This is a genomic window from Streptomyces sp. NPDC051243 (assembly GCF_044455405.1).
Classification (GTDB): Bacteria; Actinomycetota; Actinomycetes; order Streptomycetales; family Streptomycetaceae; genus Streptomyces.
Genome location: NZ_JBITES010000001.1, coordinates 111,659 through 128,737, shown reverse-complemented (window position 1 = coordinate 128,737; position 17,079 = coordinate 111,659). Strand labels below are relative to the sequence as shown.

Sequence of the window (17,079 nt, the reverse complement as noted above, 5' to 3'; positions counted from 1 at the left end):
CGACAGACGAGGGGGAGCAGATGACGGGCACGCCGGCCCTGGTCGACCGGTTCGAGGAGCATCGCGGCCATCTGAAGGCCGTCGCCTACCGCATGCTGGGCTCACTGTCCGAGGCGGACGACGCCGTCCAGGAGGCGTGGATCAAGCTCAGCCGCACGGACCCGGGCGAGATCCAGAACCTCGGCGGCTGGCTGACCACGGTCACCGGCCGGGTCTGCCTGGACATGCTGCGCTCACGCACGAGACGCCATGAGGAACCGTTGGACGACACCTTCGTCCCGGACCCCGTGATCCGTCCGTTGTCACAGATCGACCCGGAACAGGAAGTGCTCCACGCCGACTCGGTGGGCCTGGCCCTGCTGGTGGTGCTGGAGACGCTGGAGCCGGCCGAGCGGATCGCGTTCGTGCTGCACGACATGTTCGCGGTGCCCTTCGACGAGATCGCGCCGATCGTGGACCGGACATCGGCCGCCACCCGTCAGCTGGCCAGCCGCGCCCGGCGCCGGGTGCGGGGCGCCACGCCCTCGGCCGAGCCCGATCTCGGCAGGCAGCGGCAGGTGCTCGACGCCTTCGTCGCCGCCTCTCGCGCCGGGGACTTCGAGGCGCTGCTCGCGGTGCTGGACCCCGATGTCGTGCTGCGGGCCGACTCCGGGCCGCTGGTCGGGGGTGCGGCCGCGTCCAAGGTGGTGCGCGGTGCGAAGCCGGTGGCCGAGCAGGCGATGCTGTTCGCCCACCTCGCGCAGTACGCGCGGCTCGTGCTGGTCAACGGGACCGTCGGCGCCGTCAACCTGCCCGAGGGGAAGCCGCAGTCGGTCATGGGCGTCACCATCGCCGACGGCCGCATCACGCGGATGTACATCCTGGCGGACCCCGAGCGGCTGGGACGCCTCGACCTGACGGGCCTCGCCGGCTGACGCCGCCTCAGGCGGCCACGGCCAGCACGCCGACCGTACGGTGCGGGCTCACCACCCGCCCGTCCGGCAGGAGTTCACCGGTGTCGTCGAAGACGATGGTGCCGTTGCACAGCAGGCTCCAGCCCTGCTCGGGGTGGGCCGACACGATCACGGCGGCGTGGTGGTCGGGGCTGTCGGCGGTGGGGCACGGGGGCTGGTGGCTGCACATGACGGCTCTCCTCGGGTTCGTTCGCGGGGCGCTGCTCCTGCTTCCGTCGGCTCCTGTCTCTGTGTTAGCCGACTTTGTTTTCCGTTGTATGAGAGGACCCCCACAGCGCCGGAAACTCATCGGTGAGGTTTCGTGTCGCGACGGACATTAGGCTGATGTCATGCAAGATCACCCCGGCGACCTCATCGACCTGCGCGGAGACTGCGCGAACTGCTTCGGGCTGTGCTGTGTCGCGCTGCCCTTCGCCGCCTCCGCGGACTTCGCGCTCGACAAGGACGCCGGGACGCCCTGCCGGAACCTCCAGGACGACCACCGCTGCGGCATCCACGCCCGGCTCCGGCAGAGCGGCTTCACCGGCTGCACGGTCTACGACTGCTTCGGCGCCGGGCAGAAGGTCTCGCAGGTCACGTTCGCCGGCCAGGACTGGCGCACGGGCTCACGCGAGCACGCCCGGCGGATGTTCGACGTCTTCCCGGTCGTCCGGCAGCTCCACGAACTGCTCTGGTACCTGACCGAGGCCCTGACCCTGCCCGCCGCCCGTCCCGTCCACGCCGAGCTGCGCAAGCTCCGGGAGGCGACCGAGGAACTGACGCGCGGGACCCCTGGGGAACTCGGCGCACTGGACGTGGGCGCCCACCGGCAGGAGGTCAACGCCCTGCTGCTGAAGACCAGTGAGCTGGCGCGTGCGGGCGCGGGCGGTCGGAAGAAGAATCGCCGGGGTGCGGACCTGATCGGTGCCCGGCTGAGGGGCGCCGACCTGCGCGGCGCCAACCTGCGCGGTGCCTACCTGATCGCCGCCGACCTGACCGGCGCCGACCTGCGCGGGGCGGACCTCATCGGCGCCGACCTGCGCGACACCGACCTCACGGACGCCGATCTGACCGGCGCCTTCTTCCTGACCCAGCCCCAGCTGAACGCGGCCCGGGGCAGCGCGGGCACCCGGCTGCCCGGGTCAGTCAGCCGCCCGACGCACTGGACAGCGCAGGTCTGAGGGCGCGTCCTCACTGGTGGCGGACGGGACAGGTGCCGTGGGCACGGGCCTGGCCCGCCGCTCCAGGCCCAGCCGCAACCCCTCCGGCATCAGCGTCAGCCGTTCGGTCACCCGCAGCCGATAGCCCGGGTCCGCCCGCAGCTCGTACCGGCGCAGCAGCAGCCCCAGCACCAGCGTGGCCTCGTGCAGCGCGAACTGGCGCCCGATGCACGCCCGCGCCCCCGTCCCGAACGGCTTGAAGGTGTGCGGCGGACGCGTGCGTACGGCGCCCGCCTCGAAGCGGTCCGGGTCGAACCGCTCGGCGTCCGCGCCCCACACCTGCGGATCGCGGTGCAGCATCGCCGTGAGCACCAGCGCCCAGGCGCCCCGCCGCATGGGATGGACCCCGCCGAGCACGGTGTCCTCGCGGGCCTCCCGGGCGAAGGCGGGCGCCGTCGGCCACAGCCGCAGCGCCTCGTCGAGTATGCGGCGCACATACCGCAGCCTTGCCACCTGGTCGTACGCGGGCGCCTTCGCGTCGCCCCAGACGCGGTCCACCTCCTCCCGGGCGCGGGCCGCGACCTCCGGATGGCGGGAGAGGTAGTGCAGGGCGAAGGAGAGCGCGCCCGAGGTCGTCTCGTGGCCGGCCACCAGGAAGGTGATCACCTGTCGGCGGACGTTCTGCGCGGACAGTCGCTCGCCCGTCTCCGGGTGGGCCGTCTCCAGCATGCGGTCCAGCAGGTCCCCGTCGCCGGGACCGTTCGCCCTGCGGGCGCGGACCAGGTCGTCGACCGTGCGGTTGAGGTAGGCGATGTCAGCCTCGTTGCGGCGCGCGGCTCGCCGTAGCAAGGAAGGCACCGGTACGGAGTTCAGGCGCTGGGCGTAGGTGAGTGTGCCGACCATCGCCGTCACGAAGGGATGCGGACGCGCGCGCTCGAAGGAGCCGAAGTCGTGCCCGAACCCGGTGCGGGCGATGGTCTCCAGGGTCAGCTTGGTCATGTCGCCGGGCACGTCCACCGACCGGCCCGCCGTGAGCTCGCGGTCCCAGTGGGCCATGAGCCGGTCGGCGACGTCCAGCATCATCGGGTGGTAGCCCGCCATGGCCTCGCGGCTGAACCCCGGGGCCAGCACGTCGTGCGCCAACTGCCAGTTCGGCTCGTGGTTGTACGCCGTGAACAGGCCGTCCCCGGCGACCGGGCGCAGATTGGCGACCCCGAGCCCGACGTGCTTGGCGAAGCGGGACTCGTCCGCCATGTCCGCCGTGAGACCGGCACCCCACACGAACACGAACTCCCTGTTGAACGCCCTGCGCCGGAAGATCGGCCCCAACTCGCGGGCGTAGCGCAGGGAGTCCTGCAGCGGCGTACGCCTGCTGGCGCCGAGCACATCGCCGAGCAGGGGGAGCCGGTGCGGGGGATGCGGTATGCGGTGCAGCTCCGGCCAGCCCTGCTCGGCGCTGCGGAACCCCTTCGGGAGTCCGTTCCCGGTCGTCGTCTCCGCCATGACGCGATCTCCCTCGATCCAGCGGCAGGTTGAGCTCGTTGTACGTCGGTTCAATAACGCGCCCAGTGTGATCCCGCTGTTGAATCCACGTCAAGTAAAGTGCGGACATGGCCGCGAACCAGGGCGAGCGCGCACGCCGCCGGCTCAGCACGGAGGAGCGCCGCGAGCAGCTCCTCGCCGTCGGGGCGAGGCTGTTCTCGGAGAGTCCGTACGACGACGTGTGGATCGAGCAGGTCGCCGAGATCGCCGGCGTCTCGCGAGGGCTGCTGTACCACTACTTCCCGACGAAGCGGGACTTCTTCGCGGCCGTCGTCGAGCGGGAGAGCGAGCGCATGCTGCGGATGACGGCCGCCGTGCCCGGGGTTCCGGTACGCGAGCAGCTCGCCGCGGGGCTCGACACGTACCTGGAGTACGTTCAGGCCCACGCCCACGGCTACCGAGCCTTCCATCGCGCCGACGCGGCCGGTGACCAGGCGGTGCGCAAGGTCTATCAACGGGCCCTGGCCGCGCAGGAGAAGCAGATCCTGGCGGCCATGGCGGCGGATCCCGAGTTCGGCCCGGTCTTCGAAAAGCGGCCCGACGTCGGGCTCGCCGTGCGGGGCTGGCTGGCGTTCACGACCGCCGTGTGCCTGGAGTGGCTGAGGGGTTCGGAGCTGTCCCGGGAGCAGGTGCGCGACCTGTGCGCCCGGGCACTGCTGGGTGTCATCGCGGCCTGAACGCCCAGGTCGCCGCCAAAGAGATCGCACAGGATCGCCGGGGCTGGTTGGCGTGCGGCCCGATCTTCGATAGGTTAGGCAAGGCTTACCTAAGGAGGTATCGGATGGCTGACAGCCAAACCTGGGCGGCCGCGCCTTCCGCGGCGGAACGCGCCCGGTCGGTGCTCGCCGCGGCGTGGTCCTGCGCGGTGACCGCGGAGGGCTGCCGCGACGAGCTGGTCGGCGCGCACACCGTGACCGACGACGGCCGCGTCCTGCTGGACGTGCCGGAGGACAGTGTGCTCGTCGCGGCGGCGATCTGCGCGCCCCGCGGAGAGCCGTCGGCCGTCCTGGAGTTCGCCGACGTCGCCCCCGTCCCGGTGCGGGGGCGGATCCGTTCCCGGCTCTGGCTGTCCGGCTGGTTCGCCCCCGAGGAGGGCAAACTCGCCTTCCGGGCGACGCGGGCGGTGCTGCGACAGCCGTCCGGTGCCGTGGTCGTCGACCTCGAGGAGTTCGCCGCCGCCGCGCCCGACCCGCTGGCCACCGCCGAGGCCGGGCTGCTCACCCACCTCGCCGACTGTCACCCGGACGCCGTCGAGCGGCTCACCCGCCTCGTCGGCTCCGACAGTCTGCACGGCGCCGTCCGCGTCCAGCCGCTCGCCGTCGACCGGCACGGACTGACCCTGCGCATCGAGCGCGCCCGCGCCCAGGCAGACGTACGGCTGCCGTTCCACCGGCCTGCCGACGACGTCGCACAGCTCACCGAGCGCATGCACATCCTGCTCGCCCAGGCCGGCGCCGCGTCCTGCCCCCGTGCCCTACAGCGGCAGCGCACAGACGGCGACGGGTGACGCGAACGGCTCGCCGGTGAGCCGCAGTTCACCGCTGTCCTCGTCGACCTGGAAGACGCTGACGGTGCTCGACCGCTGGTTCGCCGCGAACAGCAGATTGCCGTCCGGCGAGAGGGCGATCTGCCGTGGGAAGTCCCCGGACACCGGCACCGTGTCGAGCAGCCTGAGGCGGGCGCCCTTCGCCTCCACCGCGTAGCGCGCGAGGCTGTTGTGGCCCCGATTGGCGAGATAGGCGTAGCGGCCGTTCGGCGTCACCGCGATCTGCGCCGGATAGCTGGTGCCGGAGCCCGTGCCCGTGTCCTGCTCCGCGCCGATGGTCAGCCTGCCCGTCGCGGGGTCGTAACCGCAGACGGCGACGCTGTTGTCGACCTCGTTGGCCAGATACGCGTACCGTCCGCCCGGGTGGAAGGTGAGATGACGCGGGCCCGCCCCCGGCTCGGTCTGCGCCCGCGCGACCTCGGTGAGCGTGCCCGCCTTCAGGTCGAGGCGGTAGGTGTACACCGTGTCGGTGCCCAGGTCGACGGCGAGCACATGGCCGCCGTCGGGGCTGGTGACGAACTGGTGGGCGTGCGGGCCCTCCTGGCCCGGACCGGGCGCCGGACTGGAGTGTGTGACCAGGTCGGTGCGTTCGCCTAGCGCGCCCGAGGCGTCGATGGGGTGCACGGCCACGCTTCCGGTGCCGTAGTTGGCGCTCAGCAGCCAGCGTCCGCTCGGATGCACCGACAGATGGCAGGGCGCCGCCCCGCCCGTGCCGCGGCTTCCCAGGATCTCGCGATCGGCGAGGCGCACGGCGGTCACGGCACCGTCCTCGCGCTCGTTGACGGCGTACAGCGTCCGGCCGTTCGGGTGCAGCGCGAGATACGACGGGTCGCCGACGCCGGTGATCGTCCCGGTGCCGGTGACACGGCCCGTGCCCGGGTCGTACGTGGCGAGGCCGATGCCCTGGCCGCCGCCTTCCACGGAGGTGTAGGTGCCGAGGTAGAGGGGGCGCGGGCCGGACGGCGCACGGCTCTCGCTCTGGGCGCTCGGATGCGGCCCGGGCGTCGTCGCCTCGGAGGCCGCCGTGCCGGCCATGTCCGCCGGCGCGGGCGCGTCGTCGCACGCCGTGGTCGCCGGGACCGTGACGCCGGCGGCCGATCCCGCGAGGGTTCCGACGAATCGGCGCCTGCTCAGCCCACCACTGCCCACCATGTCCACACCTCAGGTCGTCGGTCGTCGTGGTCGCGACAGCAACCTTGGCGTGGATCACCCCTCAAACGCAAGAAGAGCAACGGTTATTGCAAGATGCGCAACGGCTGGGTGACTGGTGGGCGAGATCTACCAGTCCCCGTCCTCCACCGGCTTTCCCTGCGCGTCCTTGAGGGGCAGCACCTGGCCCGGCGAGGGTGACTGCCAGGGCTCGTGGTCGTCGCCGAGCCAGTCGCCGACCGGCTTCACCGCTTTCAGCGTGTCCGTGGGGGCGAGATCCTCGGCGTCCTGGTCGTAGTAGTCGAACCAGGGAAGGCCCGCGCGGGTGTAGGCGGCCCGGTCGACCGGTGACGGCGGGGGAGTCTCACCGGTGATGCGGCGCCACTCCGGAGGCGTCACCAGATGGACGAAGACCCGGCCGCCGGGGCGGTCCTCCCAGTCCGAGAGCGGGCGGTCGTCCTGGTAGACGTCCTGCCGCATCGAGCCGCCGACGCCCAGGCCCATCGCCGCCGCGGCCCGGGACCGTATGCCCGCCGGAGCGGCGGCGGGCGCCGGGACCGCGCCCTGGGGAGCCGGTGCCGCCATGGGCATCGCGGCACCGAAGCCACCGGACGGCGCGCCGGCCCACGCCGACTCCGCCCGGCGCCGCTCCTCCGCACGCCACTGGGCGAGCCGGGGCTCCTTCAGCGAAAACGACTGCAGCTGTACGCCGCCCCAGACCTCCTCGCCGGTGACCTGCCCCTCGACGGTCGCGCCGAGCCCCAGCGGCACCGCCACGAACTGTCGGACCGTGCCCTTCCCGGAGTTGATGCCGTCCAGCCAGGGCTGGCGGGGCAGTACGACGTAGTTCTGCGGTTTACGGGCCAGCCGGTCGCTCCACGGTTTCCCCGACACCGCGCACACCTTGCCCACCCCGACCTGGAGGGCCGCCGGTTCCGTGGTGCCGCCGAAGCTGAGCCACATCGCCTCGCGCAGATACACCGGCAGCATCACCCCGCCGCGCGCCCGCCAGGCCTCCGGAACCGTGTCGGGGTGGTCCGCCACCCGCCGGACCGGGAACTCGCCGAGCCCCGGAGGCAGCGGGTGCGTGCCCGACTCGGGCAGCCGCAGGGTACGGATGAACCGCACCGCCACACCGCCGGGCAGCCGCAATGTGTTCCCGTCGATCCGTACGGTCGTGTCGGCCATCGGCCCGCTCCCTCGCTGCCGGCGCCGGCCCGTACCCGGCGTCCCCTAACGAGAACGCCCGCCCATCCCGGTCCGGTTCCGCCACAGCTGCTCCTGAACGCCCATGCGCTCGCGCAGCCGGGTCAGCCGCGGCATCCGCACGCGCTGCTCCTGCGACACCCGGTCCAGCTCCTCCAGCAGCCGACGCGAGCGGTGCTCGGTGTCGAGCTCGTCGAGGATGCGGTTCACCTCGGTCAGGACGGCACCGTGCAACTGCCAGTGCCCGCTCTCGCGCTCGGCCTCCTCGCGCAGCAGCAGGGCGAGTTTGTCGCGGGTGCCCACGGCCGTGCGCAACTCCGCGGACAGCCGGGACTCGGCCGCGTCGGCATTGCTGCTGACGTGCGTGGTGACCAGCACCGAGAAGCTGACGACCGCGTCGGCGATCTCGGACAGCAACTGCTCCACGACGGCGCCCGTCTCCTTCGCGAACAGCGGCTCGGGCTCGCGTTCCTTCGCGAGGTCGGTGAGGGTGCGGGCGAGCACACGCAGGACGACCGTGCAGATCTCCAGCGTGTCCAGTCCGGTGCGCAGCACCACCCGGTGCAGCAGGCTGTCGCGCACGCGCGGATTGAGCCGCAGGCTGTCCTCGGCCTGCCTGAGCGCCGCGTCGACCTCGATGATGTCGTGGTCGAGCCGGCGTGCCTCGTGCAGCCGTGCCGCGGCCTGCTCGAACGGCTGGCGTCCGGCGGCCTCCTCACCGATGCGCAGCATCAACTGCCGCAGCCGGCGGGCCAGTCCCTCCAGCGACTCACCGGCCTCGTCCACCCACACCGGCGGCGCGAGGAGCAGATTGAAGCCGAGCCCGACCACCGCGCCGATCAGCGTCTCCAGGATCCGCGCCCACGCCGTGTCCCCGACGGTCGTGACGCCGAGGACCAGCATCGCGCTGATCGCCACCTCGGGTACGTACTCGTCGACCCGCACCAGGTGCCCGACCGCCAGCGAGGCCACGATCAGCAGTGCCAGGCTCCACCAGGTCAGGCCGACCAGGAGGCTGAAGGCGATGGCGACCAGCACACCGGCCACCACGGAGTTCACCCGGCGGATGCCGTTGGTGAGCGTGGCGTACAGGGTCACCTGGACGACCAGCAGCGCGGTCAGGGGCGCGGTGAGCGGGGCCTGCTCCGGACTCAGGCGCAGCGCGATGACGTAGGCGATCGTCGCCGCGGCCGCCGACCGCAGCGTCTGGACCACCACGGGATCCCGGCGCAGCTTCCCGAGCCGCTCCTGGAACGCCGTTTCCTCACGTGCCTCTCGCATCCTTGCGCTGTTCCCTTTCCACAGAGGCCTCCAACACACAGCTTGCGGACCAGGACGGTCCGCAAGAAACCCCAGATTGATCGCAGCGGCGGGAGTACGGCAAGGGGGCGGGGTGGTGATCGTGGACACCCGTGCGAGGTGGGGCGGTCACCGCCCCGGGCCCGAGCCTCGATCGGCCGGATTCACCGGTCCGACCGGTCCGGGACTGAGGAAAACCCCCGCCGTCACCCCGTGGTTGTCCGCATCCGGGGACGGAGGACCGCCGTATGGTTCCCGTCCGCCCGGAGCGCAAGCCTTGGATCATGAATCGGCATCGGACCGGACTACTGCTGACCCTGTTCATCATCCTCGCCGCCCTGACGACCGGCATCCCGGCAACGGCGGCATCATCCTCCACGACGGTCGTCGAGTCACTGGACCGCGCCGCGCACCCGCTGAGGACCGTCGAACCGGGCGGCGACACCGACGACCTGCGCCCTCTGGACCGGATGATCGGCGAGGCCCGGGTCGTCGGGCTGGGCGAGGCCACCCACGGCTCGCACGACTTCTTCGCCCTCAAGGACCGGGTCTTCCGTCACCTGGTCGAGGAGAAACGCTTCCGCACCTTCGCCCTGGAGGTCCCCTGGAGCACGGGTGCGCGCCTCAACGACTACGTGCTGTACGGCAAGGGCGACCCCCGGCGCGTCATGCGCGAGGAGTTCCAGCGGGACTACCTGTGGTGGAACAACACCGACTGTTCGCGGCTCATCGAGTGGATGCGGGCGTACAACGTGCGGCACCCCGATGACCCCGTCCGCTTCATGGGCGACGACATCGCCTGGACCGGGCCCGAGCTGTACGACGCCGTCGAGGCGTACGTGGCCGACGCCCGCCCCGAGCTGAGCGCCCGCCTCGCCGAGCTCTACCGCGGACTGCGGCCGACCGTGCGGACCGGGGCGTACATCGAGCAGTACCTGCGGCTGCCGTACGCCGAACGCGAGGAGCGAGCGGAGCGCACGGGTGAGGCGCTTCGGCTGCTGGCGGGGCGGGCTCCTGGTTCCGACCGCCGCCAGGCGTACGACCTGGTTCTCCAGCAGGCGAGGGTGATCGACCAGACCGCCCGGCAGTACGCCTTCGACTTCGAGGACCCCGCGCAGATCGCCGCGGCCATGCGCTACCGCGACGGGGCGATGGCCGCCAACGTGGTGTGGTGGCAGCGGCACACCGGCACCAAGGTGCTGCTGTCGGCGCACAACAACCACGTCGGCTATGTGCCGGAGGAACCCGCCGAGAACCCGAAGGTGCAGGGCGCGTTCCTGCGGGAGAGTCTCGGCGCGGGCTATGTGAGCGTCGGCCTGACCTTCGATCGCGGCTCCTTCAACGCCACCGGCACGGACGACGAGGTCATCCGCCGCTGGACGCTGGGTCCGGCGGACCCGGCCGGCAACGAGCGGACCCTCGACCGGGTGCGGTACCGCGACCACCTGCTCGACCTGCGGTCCGTCGGAGCACCGGCCGACGACTGGCTGCGCCGGGCCCGGCCGACGCGGAGCATCGGCACCGCCTACCCGGACGGCCCGCACGACATGGCGCTGGCCCGCACGTACGACGTCCTGATCCATCTCCACCGAGTGGAGGCCTCGACGCTGCGGGACCGGTGAGGCTGCGGGACCGGTGAGGGCTGCGTGACCGGTGGGGGCGCCGCGCTCAGACGTACAGCTTGTCGAGGAACGCGGTGAGATTGCCGGTCGTTCGGGCGATCTGCTCCTCCAGTGTCAGGCTCTCCTCGAAGCGGGCCCCGGAGTCCGGGACCTTCTTGCCGCGGACATAGAGGGAACAGGCGAGGTCGGTGCACATGTACACGCCGACCGAGTTGCCCTCGCGGCCCGCCGCACCCGCCTTGCGGGCGGTCATCAGGGAAACGCCGCCGCCCGAATGCGTCGTCAGGCACAGGGAGCACATGCTGCGGTGCAGAAAGCCGCGCTGTGAGGACGGGAAGCGGAGGGTGACGCCCATGAGGCGCCCCTCCCTCTCGGTCACCAGATAGCTGCGATCGGGCGCCCCCGGATCCCGCCAGCCGAGGAAGTCGAGATCGTCCCAAGGACGTTCGTCGAGATCGCGGGGCACGGACAGGCGCTTGGCTTCTCCTTTCGAGCAGTTGATAAAGGAGTTGCGGATGTCCTGCTCGGTGAGTGATCTCATGGGAGTCTCCAAGTGGTTGCCGGTCGTTGATCGATAAAACCTAGGGGTACTAGGTTATGGCCTAGATTAGGCAGCAAGTTGAGGGGGAGCCAGTGGATTTCAGCCTCACCGGGTCACCGCGGGCCGAGGCGGCACTGCGGCATGTCGCGGCCTCCGCCAAGGGGCCGGCCGTCGACCCCGACGCGCGCATCACCCTCAACTTCCACCCGGACCGGCTGGTGCGGGGCGTGCCGATCCTGCGCGCGCTGGCGGAGGACGGCGCCTACCACTCCCAGTTCGTCACCGGCACCAGCAACGGCGGCCTCACCGCCCACCCCGGAGGCGACCGCTGGCGCTGGGAGAGCCGGATCTTCGGCGGGGCGTACGACGACGCGACCGCACACGAGCGGCCCGTGTACGGCGGCCTGAACTTCCGGCGCCAAGTGGTCGGTGCCGCCCCGCGGTTCGGCTCCTCGCACTTCCGGCTGACCGGCGCGGCACTCGCCCGCGCCACCTTCTGCTACCCCGACAGCGCCGCCGAACCGACCGACTTCGCAGTCGCCGCGGCCCAGCATCTCGTCGCGCTCGCCGAGGCCGACGAGCGGGACGCCCTCAACGACTACATCGAGGCACAGATCCACGGCGGGGTCGTCCTCGCCCGGGATGTGGAGGCCGTCGTCCTGGACGTCTGTTACCGCGGCACACCCGTCGAAACGGCGGCTCGCCTGCTGCCCTGCCCCGTCGAGTGGCACCCCGGCTACCGGCTCAGCGTGCCGGAACTGCGCCGCCACGCGGACTACCGCGGCCAGGAGTACGCCGACCTGGGCGCCCGGATCGCCGAGTGCGGCCGCATCGATCCGCGCGTCATCGGGGACGCCGCGCGCACGGGCCACTACGAACTCCAGGACCTGAAGATGGTGTGGCACATCCTCGCCCGCTTCGGCGCCCCCGAGGGCGCGGGCACGGCCTGCTCCGGCGACTCCGGCTCGTCCGAGGCGGCCGGCGTCGGCGGCCACACGCCGGGCGCGAGCACGCCCAGCGCATAGGCGCGGGCGGCCGGTTCCGTACGGTTCGCCGCGCCCCACCGTGCCGACAGGCGCCGCGGATGGCAGTGGGTGTACCTCTGCGGCGACGGCTCGAAAATGGCACCCGGCGTGCGGGAAGCGTTCCGTACCCTGTTCCGGGACCGCACGCCGGACGGCGGTGAGGCGGCCGCCGGGCAGTGGCTCGACGGACTGGTGCGAGACGGGCGTTACGTGGAGGACGTGTACGCCGCGGGCTGACACGAGAGAACGGGGCGGGGCGTTGACGGACTCCTGGAACTGGGCTCGGCGCGTACTCAAGGGCGCGGACCTCGACCCCGGCCTGCTCGCCGGGGTGCGGCCCCTGAGCGGCGGCACGTACAACACCGTCGAGGAACTCCTCCTCATCGACGGCAGTCGCTACATCCTCAAGGTCCCGCCCGCGTCCACCGTCCCGGGCCTGCGCTACGAGCGCGGCCTGCTGACCTCCGAGGCGGAGTTCTACCGCGGGGCCGCCGCGGCCGGTGTCCAGGCCCCGCGCGTCGTGGCCCTCGACGACAAGCCCCCCGTACCGCATCTGCTGATGACGGCCTGCCCCGGTGAGCCCTGGAACGGCTCGCTCCCCGAAACCGAAAGGGCCCCGCTGCGTCGGGAGTTGGGGCGTCAGGTGGCCCGTCTGCACACGGTGACCGGGCCGGGCTTCGGCTACCCCTCCGGTGCCCTCGGCCCGCTCGCGCCCGACTGGCGGACCGCGTTCACGGCCATGATCGAGGCCGTGCTGGACGACGCCCGGGACTACGAAGCCCGGCTGCCCCGCTCCGCCGACCAGGTGGCCCGCATGCTCCGGCCCGCCTACCCCGCGCTCGACGAGGTCACGATCCCCGTACTGGTCCACTTCGACCTGTGGGACGGGAACATCCTGCTGGACCGCACGGCAGAGCAGGAGCCCCGCATCGGTGGGCTCATCGACGGCGAGCGGATGTTCTGGGGCGACCCCCTCGCCGACTTCGTCTCCCTGGCGCTGCTCGGCGACATCAGGAAGGACGAGGCGTTCCTCACGGGGTACCGGGAGGCGGGCGGCCGGGCAGAGTTCGACGTCCCGGCCCGCCTGCGGCTGGCCCTTTACCGTGCCTACCTCTATCTGATCATGCTCTCCGAGACGGTCCCACGAGCGGTCGACGTCGACACGGAACGCTGGGTCCAGGCGAGGGTCGCACCGGAGCTCGTCGCCGCCCTGGCCGAGGTCGAGAACCTCACGTCGTAGTCCACAATGGGGGCGTTCGAACAGGTGGGGAACACGGCTGGTCCGGAGGGAGCCGCATGGCGGGGCGCAACGGGCGCACGGTACGGGATCTCAGACGGGGCAACCGTACGGCCGTACTGCAGTGCCTCTACTTCGACGGCCCGCTCAGCCGGTTCGAACTCGGCCCGGCGACCGGGCTCAGCTCCGGTTCCGTCAGCAACGTCGTCGCCGAGCTGATCGCCGACGGACTGGTCGAGGAGGCCGGCAGCGTCGACTCCGACGGCGGCCGCCCCCGCATCCTGCTGCGCGTGGCGCCCGGCAGCGGCCACATGATCGGCGTCGACGTCGGCGAGACCCGGGTGCGGATCGGGCTGTTCGACCTCACGCTCACCGAACTCGCCCGCACCGAACGGCCCTTGGCGCGGGCCCGGTACGAGGTGGACGGCATCGTCGGCCATGTGCGCGACGGCGTCGCCGAGGTGCTCGCGGGCGCCGGCATCGGGCCCGAACGGCTCCTCGGCGTCGGCGTCGGCGTCCCCGGCATCGTCGAGCACACACCGGGGACCGGTGCCGTGGTGCACGGTCAGACGATCGGCTGGGACGCGGTGCCGCTGGAGCGGCTCCTGCGCGACGGCTCCCGACTCCCCGACGCCGTCCCGTACTTCACCGACAACGGCGCCAGGACCCTCGGCCAGGCCGAGATGTGGTTCGGCGGCGGCCGCGGCGCCCGCAGCGCGATCGTCGCGCTGTTCGGCTCCGGGGTCGGTGCCTGCCTGGTCACTCCCGAGGTGGAGCGCGGGCGGGCGGTGGAGTGGGGCCATCTGACGGTACGGGTCAGGGGGCGCCGCTGCCGGTGCGGTGCGCTCGGCTGCCTGGAGGCGTACGCGGGCGCCGAGGCGCTGCTGGAACGCTGGGGCGAATCCGGCGGGAGTGTGCCGGAGGGCGCCGACGAGGAGACCGCGCTGGCGGCGATGCTGGCCGCCGCCTATCCGCCCGAGGGCGATGCGGCCGACCCCGGGGCGCTCGCCGTACTGGAGGAGACGGCCGAGTACGTGGGCGCCGGTCTGTCCGACCTGATCAACCTCTTCCAGCCCGAGCGCATCCTGATCGGCGGCTGGGCGGGTCTCCAGCTCGGCGCGCGGTTCCTGCCCGCCGTACGCCGCCACGCGGCCGCGTACTCCCTGCGGCATCCGGCCCGGAAGGCCACCGTCGGCCTCGGCGGACTCGGCCCGGACGCGGTCACCGTCGGCGCCGCGATCCTGCCGCTGGCCGACTTCTTCGCACGCGGCGGCCGACGCGCCGAGCCGGCCCCCGAGGTTCCGTCGCCCGCATGGGGTTCCGCCCTCACCGAGCCGGTGGCGCCCTGACGTTTCGCCGGTGGACCAGGCGGTACTCGCGGGACGCTCCGACGACGCCAGGGAGGTGCACCATGGCCGACAACGGTCGCGAGGCGCCGGACCGGACCGGCGAGCCGGTACCGAGGGACATGCCGGACCAGCAGACGGACACGGGAGAGGACCCGTGGGACGTCCCGGTCGAGCCCGCGGAGGACGCCACCGAGGCGGATGACGTCCCCGACACGGACGAGGCGGGCACGGGCCGGCAGGGGGCGCCGCAGTCGGGCACCGTCCACCCCGAACACCCCGTACCCGAGGAGCCGACCGGCTGAGACGGGGACGGGCCGCTGGGCGGGGTCAGCCCACTTTGCGGCCCTGCATGGGTTCCGTCGGCGCACCGGCACCCTGCTGGAGGCCCTGCAGGAACTCCTCCAGCACCTCGGTCGCCGTGCGCTCCGGGTTCCACCCCAGTTCCGTACGGGCGCGCGTGCAGTCCATCAGGGGCAGCCTGAGGACGGCGTCGAACAGGTGCGGTGAAGCGGGGAGCAGGTGCAGCCCCCAGGCGGCGGCGATCGCCGAGCGGGCCGCCGTGCGCGGCAGGCGCAGCGGGCGGGCGCCCAGCATCCCGCCCAGCAGTTCCGCGTCGACCGGCGGCTCCGCCGCGAGGTTGAAGGCGCCGCGCACGTCGGACTTCACGGCGAGCTGGTACGCCCTGGCCGCGTCATCGGTGTGCAGGGCCTGGACCCGCAGTCCCGGGATGTCGGGCAGGAACGGCAGCAGCTCGGGACGCGCCAGCGGGCCGGGCAGGAAGCGGCCGCCGAAGATGCGGCGCTGCTCGCTCGCCGACTCCCGTTTGAACAGGAAGGCCGGTCGCATGCGCACCACGCGGACCGAAGGGTGCAGGCCCTCGAAGGTGTCCAGCGTGCGCTCCAGGTAGGCCTTCTCCCGGCAGTACGCGGCATCGGGCCAGCCGTGCGTCGGCCACGACTCGTCCACGGCGTCGTCCTTCGGCCCCGGCGAGTACGCGCCGACCGACGACGCGTGCACCAGCGTCGGCACCTTCGCCGCGGCCGCCGCCTCGAACACGCGGATGCCGCCCAGCACGTTCGTCCGCCAGGTCACCGCCGGATCGTGCGTCGGTTGGAACGCCCAGGCCAGGTGGATGACGGCGGTGGCGCCCTCGAACAGACCCGGCAGATCGGTCTGCTCGGACGCCAGATCGACCGTCGCCCAGTCCGTCTTCGGCGGCGACCACTCCGGAGCCCTGCGGGCCAGCCCCAGGACGGAACCGACCTCGGGATCCTCCGAGAGCAGTCGCACCACGCTCGTACCGACGTTCCCGGTGGCGCCGGTGACCACGACCCTGTGATCCGGTTGGCTGCTCACCTGCGGCTCCTCTCGGGAAGGGGGACGGGAGCCTCCGGGTACCCGTTCGAGGCGCGCGCACGCCCCCGACGCGTCCTACCCGGCGAACGCGTTCACCCCGGTCAGCTCGGCCGACAGCTCCCACAGGCGCGCCGCCTGCTCCGGGTCGACGGCCCAGTCCTTCACCCCGCGCATCGCACCGTCGGCCGGAGCGGGCTCGGCCACCTCGCAGTCCTCCAGGTAGACGCCGCCCAGTCCGGCCAGCTGGGGCGAGGTCGCCGCCCAGACCTGCGTGGCCGCGCCCTGCCGAGGGGTCTTGAAGCCCTCGGGGTTCAGCGGGGTGCCGTCCTCGTCGATCCAGCCGCGCTCCACCATCTCCTCCTTGGCCATGTGCCGCTGGAGCGGCGTGAGGATGGCGCCGGGGTGCAGGGCGAAGGCGCGGACACCGGAGCTCTGGCCGAGCCGGTCCAGGTGTACGGCGAACAGCACGTTCGCGGTCTTGGCCTGGCCGTACGCCGCCCACTTGTCGTAGCCCCGCCGCCAGTGGACGTCGTCCCAGCGCACGCCCGTCAGATGGTGCCCGCCGGACGACACGGCGACGACCCGCGCGCCGCCCGGTACCAGGGCCGGCCACAGCCGGTTCACCAGGGCGAAGTGACCGAGGTGGTTGATGGCGAACTGGGCTTCCCAGCCGGGTCCGACCCGCGTCTGCGGGCATGCCATGACACCGGCGCCGTTGATGACGAAGTCGGCGGTGCGGCCGGAGGCGAGGAACCGTTCCGCGAAGCCGCGGACGCTCTCCAGGTCGCCGAGGTCCAGCTCGTCCACCTCGGTGCCGGGCACGCCCGCCAGTGCCTGGCGCGCACTGTCCGGGCGACGCGCGGGGACGACGACGCGGGCGCCGGCCCTGGTCAGGGCTCGGGTGGTCTCCAGGCCGATGCCGGAGTAGCCGCCGGTGACGATCGCCAGCTTTCCGGTCAGGTCGATCCCCTGGAGGACGTCGTCGGCGGTGCTCGTCGCGTCGAAACCGGAGCCGATCTTGTGCTGTGCAGTGGTCATGCCGGGAACGCTACGAATTGGAGCGCTCTCGAAGTCAAGCGATCACACAGCTCCGGCGACCGGTCACTCGAGGTGCG

At 72.3% G+C, this 17,079-nt stretch carries 18 protein-coding genes and 1 pseudogene; 10 read left to right on the top strand and 9 right to left on the bottom strand.

All coding sequences use genetic code 11. From position 1 onward, the window contains the following. The first annotated feature begins 20 nt into the window (after window positions 1-20). A complete protein-coding gene (sigJ, locus tag ACIBAG_RS00580) occupies window positions 21-914 on the top strand; it encodes an RNA polymerase sigma factor SigJ (protein WP_399099331.1) in 894 nt (297 codons plus the stop codon). 7 nt (window positions 915-921) lie between these two features. On the opposite strand, the gene ACIBAG_RS00575 is transcribed toward sigJ, so the two are convergent. Further along, the gene (locus tag ACIBAG_RS00575; RefSeq protein WP_399099329.1) at window positions 922-1,122 is read right to left on the bottom strand and encodes a DUF5999 family protein; all 201 of its coding nucleotides are present in this window, start codon (window positions 1,120-1,122) and stop codon (window positions 922-924) included. 160 nt (window positions 1,123-1,282) lie between these two features. Between ACIBAG_RS00575 and ACIBAG_RS00570 the strand changes: the two genes are divergently transcribed. Further along, entirely contained in the window at window positions 1,283-2,113 is an 831-nt protein-coding gene (locus tag ACIBAG_RS00570; RefSeq protein WP_399099326.1) for a pentapeptide repeat-containing protein, read from the top strand. Here ACIBAG_RS00570 and ACIBAG_RS00565 read toward each other — a convergent pair. Beyond that, window positions 2,075-3,595 carry a cytochrome P450 gene (locus ACIBAG_RS00565; RefSeq protein ID WP_399099324.1) on the bottom strand — a complete coding sequence of 507 codons (1,521 nt, stop codon included), beginning with the start codon at window positions 3,593-3,595 and terminating at the stop codon, window positions 2,075-2,077. The genes ACIBAG_RS00570 and ACIBAG_RS00565 overlap by 39 nt on opposite strands. Before the next feature lie 107 nt (window positions 3,596-3,702). Here ACIBAG_RS00565 and ACIBAG_RS00560 point away from each other — a divergent pair, with 107 nt between their 5' ends. Then, a complete protein-coding gene (locus ACIBAG_RS00560) occupies window positions 3,703-4,311 on the top strand; it encodes a TetR/AcrR family transcriptional regulator (protein WP_399099322.1) in 609 nt (202 codons plus the stop codon). 104 nt (window positions 4,312-4,415) lie between these two features. Beyond that, window positions 4,416-5,141, top strand: a complete 726-nt coding sequence (locus ACIBAG_RS00555) for a DUF2470 domain-containing protein (protein WP_399099320.1) — start codon at window positions 4,416-4,418, stop codon at window positions 5,139-5,141. On the opposite strand, the gene ACIBAG_RS00550 is transcribed toward ACIBAG_RS00555, so the two are convergent. The 3 genes from ACIBAG_RS00550 to ACIBAG_RS00540 all read right to left on the bottom strand — a co-directional run bounded on the left by ACIBAG_RS00550 (window position 5,109) and on the right by ACIBAG_RS00540 (window position 8,816). Then, entirely contained in the window at window positions 5,109-6,332 is a 1,224-nt protein-coding gene (locus ACIBAG_RS00550; protein ID WP_399099318.1) for a beta-propeller fold lactonase family protein, read from the bottom strand. The genes ACIBAG_RS00555 and ACIBAG_RS00550 overlap by 33 nt on opposite strands. 126 nt (window positions 6,333-6,458) lie before the next feature. Next, the gene (locus ACIBAG_RS00545) at window positions 6,459-7,517 is read right to left on the bottom strand and encodes a hypothetical protein (protein WP_399099316.1); all 1,059 of its coding nucleotides are present in this window, start codon (window positions 7,515-7,517) and stop codon (window positions 6,459-6,461) included. Window positions 7,518-7,562: 45 nt separating this feature from the next. After that, window positions 7,563-8,816: an aromatic acid exporter family protein gene (locus tag ACIBAG_RS00540; RefSeq protein ID WP_399099314.1), complete on the bottom strand. Its 1,254-nt coding sequence runs from the start codon at window positions 8,814-8,816 to the stop codon at window positions 7,563-7,565. Window positions 8,817-9,118: 302 nt separating this feature from the next. Here ACIBAG_RS00540 and ACIBAG_RS00535 point away from each other — a divergent pair, with 302 nt between their 5' ends. Then, window positions 9,119-10,456, top strand: a complete 1,338-nt coding sequence (locus ACIBAG_RS00535; RefSeq protein ID WP_399099312.1) for an erythromycin esterase family protein — start codon at window positions 9,119-9,121, stop codon at window positions 10,454-10,456. A gap of 46 nt (window positions 10,457-10,502) precedes the next feature. On the opposite strand, the gene ACIBAG_RS00530 is transcribed toward ACIBAG_RS00535, so the two are convergent. Continuing rightward, window positions 10,503-10,997 (bottom strand): FBP domain-containing protein, encoded by a 495-nt coding sequence (locus ACIBAG_RS00530; RefSeq protein ID WP_399099310.1) that lies wholly within the window; start codon window positions 10,995-10,997, stop codon window positions 10,503-10,505. Window positions 10,998-11,089: 92 nt separating this feature from the next. Between ACIBAG_RS00530 and ACIBAG_RS00525 the strand changes: the two genes are divergently transcribed. Continuing rightward, complete coding sequence (locus tag ACIBAG_RS00525) at window positions 11,090-12,022, top strand: DUF3626 domain-containing protein (protein WP_399099308.1); 933 nt, start codon at window positions 11,090-11,092, stop codon at window positions 12,020-12,022. On the opposite strand, the pseudogene ACIBAG_RS00520 reads toward ACIBAG_RS00525, so the two are convergent. Further along, window positions 11,974-12,084, bottom strand: a pseudogene (locus ACIBAG_RS00520) (diguanylate cyclase); the annotation flags it as partial. The gene ACIBAG_RS00525 and the pseudogene ACIBAG_RS00520 sit on opposite strands and share 49 nt — an antisense overlap. Window positions 12,085-12,130: 46 nt before the next feature. On the opposite strand from ACIBAG_RS00520, the gene ACIBAG_RS00515 reads away from it, so the two are divergent. From ACIBAG_RS00515 to ACIBAG_RS00500, 4 genes are all read left to right on the top strand, one after another. Beyond that, a complete protein-coding gene (locus tag ACIBAG_RS00515; protein WP_399100579.1) occupies window positions 12,131-12,259 on the top strand; it encodes a hypothetical protein in 129 nt (42 codons plus the stop codon). Between the two features lie 22 nt (window positions 12,260-12,281). Then, window positions 12,282-13,262 (top strand): phosphotransferase family protein, encoded by a 981-nt coding sequence (locus ACIBAG_RS00510; protein WP_399099306.1) that lies wholly within the window; start codon window positions 12,282-12,284, stop codon window positions 13,260-13,262. Window positions 13,263-13,318: 56 nt separating this feature from the next. Then, on the top strand, window positions 13,319-14,608 hold the full coding sequence (locus ACIBAG_RS00505) for an ROK family protein (protein ID WP_399099304.1): 1,290 nt from the start codon (window positions 13,319-13,321) through the stop codon (window positions 14,606-14,608). A gap of 62 nt (window positions 14,609-14,670) precedes the next feature. After that, window positions 14,671-14,910 carry a hypothetical protein gene (locus ACIBAG_RS00500; RefSeq protein ID WP_399099302.1) on the top strand — a complete coding sequence of 80 codons (240 nt, stop codon included), beginning with the start codon at window positions 14,671-14,673 and terminating at the stop codon, window positions 14,908-14,910. 25 nt (window positions 14,911-14,935) lie between these two features. Here the strand turns inward: ACIBAG_RS00500 and ACIBAG_RS00495 are convergent, their stop codons facing one another. Together ACIBAG_RS00495 and ACIBAG_RS00490 are read right to left on the bottom strand one after the other, a co-directional pair. After that, window positions 14,936-15,964 carry an SDR family oxidoreductase gene (locus ACIBAG_RS00495; RefSeq protein WP_399099300.1) on the bottom strand — a complete coding sequence of 343 codons (1,029 nt, stop codon included), beginning with the start codon at window positions 15,962-15,964 and terminating at the stop codon, window positions 14,936-14,938. Between the two features lie 75 nt (window positions 15,965-16,039). Beyond that, window positions 16,040-17,002 (bottom strand): SDR family NAD(P)-dependent oxidoreductase, encoded by a 963-nt coding sequence (locus ACIBAG_RS00490; protein ID WP_399099298.1) that lies wholly within the window; start codon window positions 17,000-17,002, stop codon window positions 16,040-16,042. Between the last annotated feature and the right edge of the window lie 77 nt (window positions 17,003-17,079).

Bases quoted from the DNA above. Each gene is read 5' to 3' on its own strand.
- sigJ (WP_399099331.1), top strand. From the start codon at position 21: ATGACGGGCACGCCGGCCCTGGTCGACCGGTTCGAGGAGCATCGCGGC.
- ACIBAG_RS00535 (WP_399099312.1), top strand. From the start codon at position 9,119: ATGAATCGGCATCGGACCGGACTACTGCTGACCCTGTTCATCATCCTC.
- ACIBAG_RS00505 (WP_399099304.1), top strand. From the start codon at position 13,319: ATGGCGGGGCGCAACGGGCGCACGGTACGGGATCTCAGACGGGGCAAC.
- ACIBAG_RS00565 (WP_399099324.1), bottom strand. From the start codon at position 3,595: ATGGCGGAGACGACGACCGGGAACGGACTCCCGAAGGGGTTCCGCAGC.
- ACIBAG_RS00540 (WP_399099314.1), bottom strand. From the start codon at position 8,816: ATGCGAGAGGCACGTGAGGAAACGGCGTTCCAGGAGCGGCTCGGGAAG.
- ACIBAG_RS00570 (WP_399099326.1), top strand. From the start codon at position 1,283: ATGCAAGATCACCCCGGCGACCTCATCGACCTGCGCGGAGACTGCGCG.
- ACIBAG_RS00550 (WP_399099318.1), bottom strand. From the start codon at position 6,332: ATGGTGGGCAGTGGTGGGCTGAGCAGGCGCCGATTCGTCGGAACCCTC.
- ACIBAG_RS00560 (WP_399099322.1), top strand. From the start codon at position 3,703: ATGGCCGCGAACCAGGGCGAGCGCGCACGCCGCCGGCTCAGCACGGAG.
- ACIBAG_RS00500 (WP_399099302.1), top strand. From the start codon at position 14,671: ATGGCCGACAACGGTCGCGAGGCGCCGGACCGGACCGGCGAGCCGGTA.
- ACIBAG_RS00545 (WP_399099316.1), bottom strand. From the start codon at position 7,517: ATGGCCGACACGACCGTACGGATCGACGGGAACACATTGCGGCTGCCC.
- ACIBAG_RS00490 (WP_399099298.1), bottom strand. From the start codon at position 17,002: ATGACCACTGCACAGCACAAGATCGGCTCCGGTTTCGACGCGACGAGC.
- ACIBAG_RS00530 (WP_399099310.1), bottom strand. From the start codon at position 10,997: ATGAGATCACTCACCGAGCAGGACATCCGCAACTCCTTTATCAACTGC.
- ACIBAG_RS00575 (WP_399099329.1), bottom strand. From the start codon at position 1,122: ATGTGCAGCCACCAGCCCCCGTGCCCCACCGCCGACAGCCCCGACCAC.
- ACIBAG_RS00555 (WP_399099320.1), top strand. From the start codon at position 4,416: ATGGCTGACAGCCAAACCTGGGCGGCCGCGCCTTCCGCGGCGGAACGC.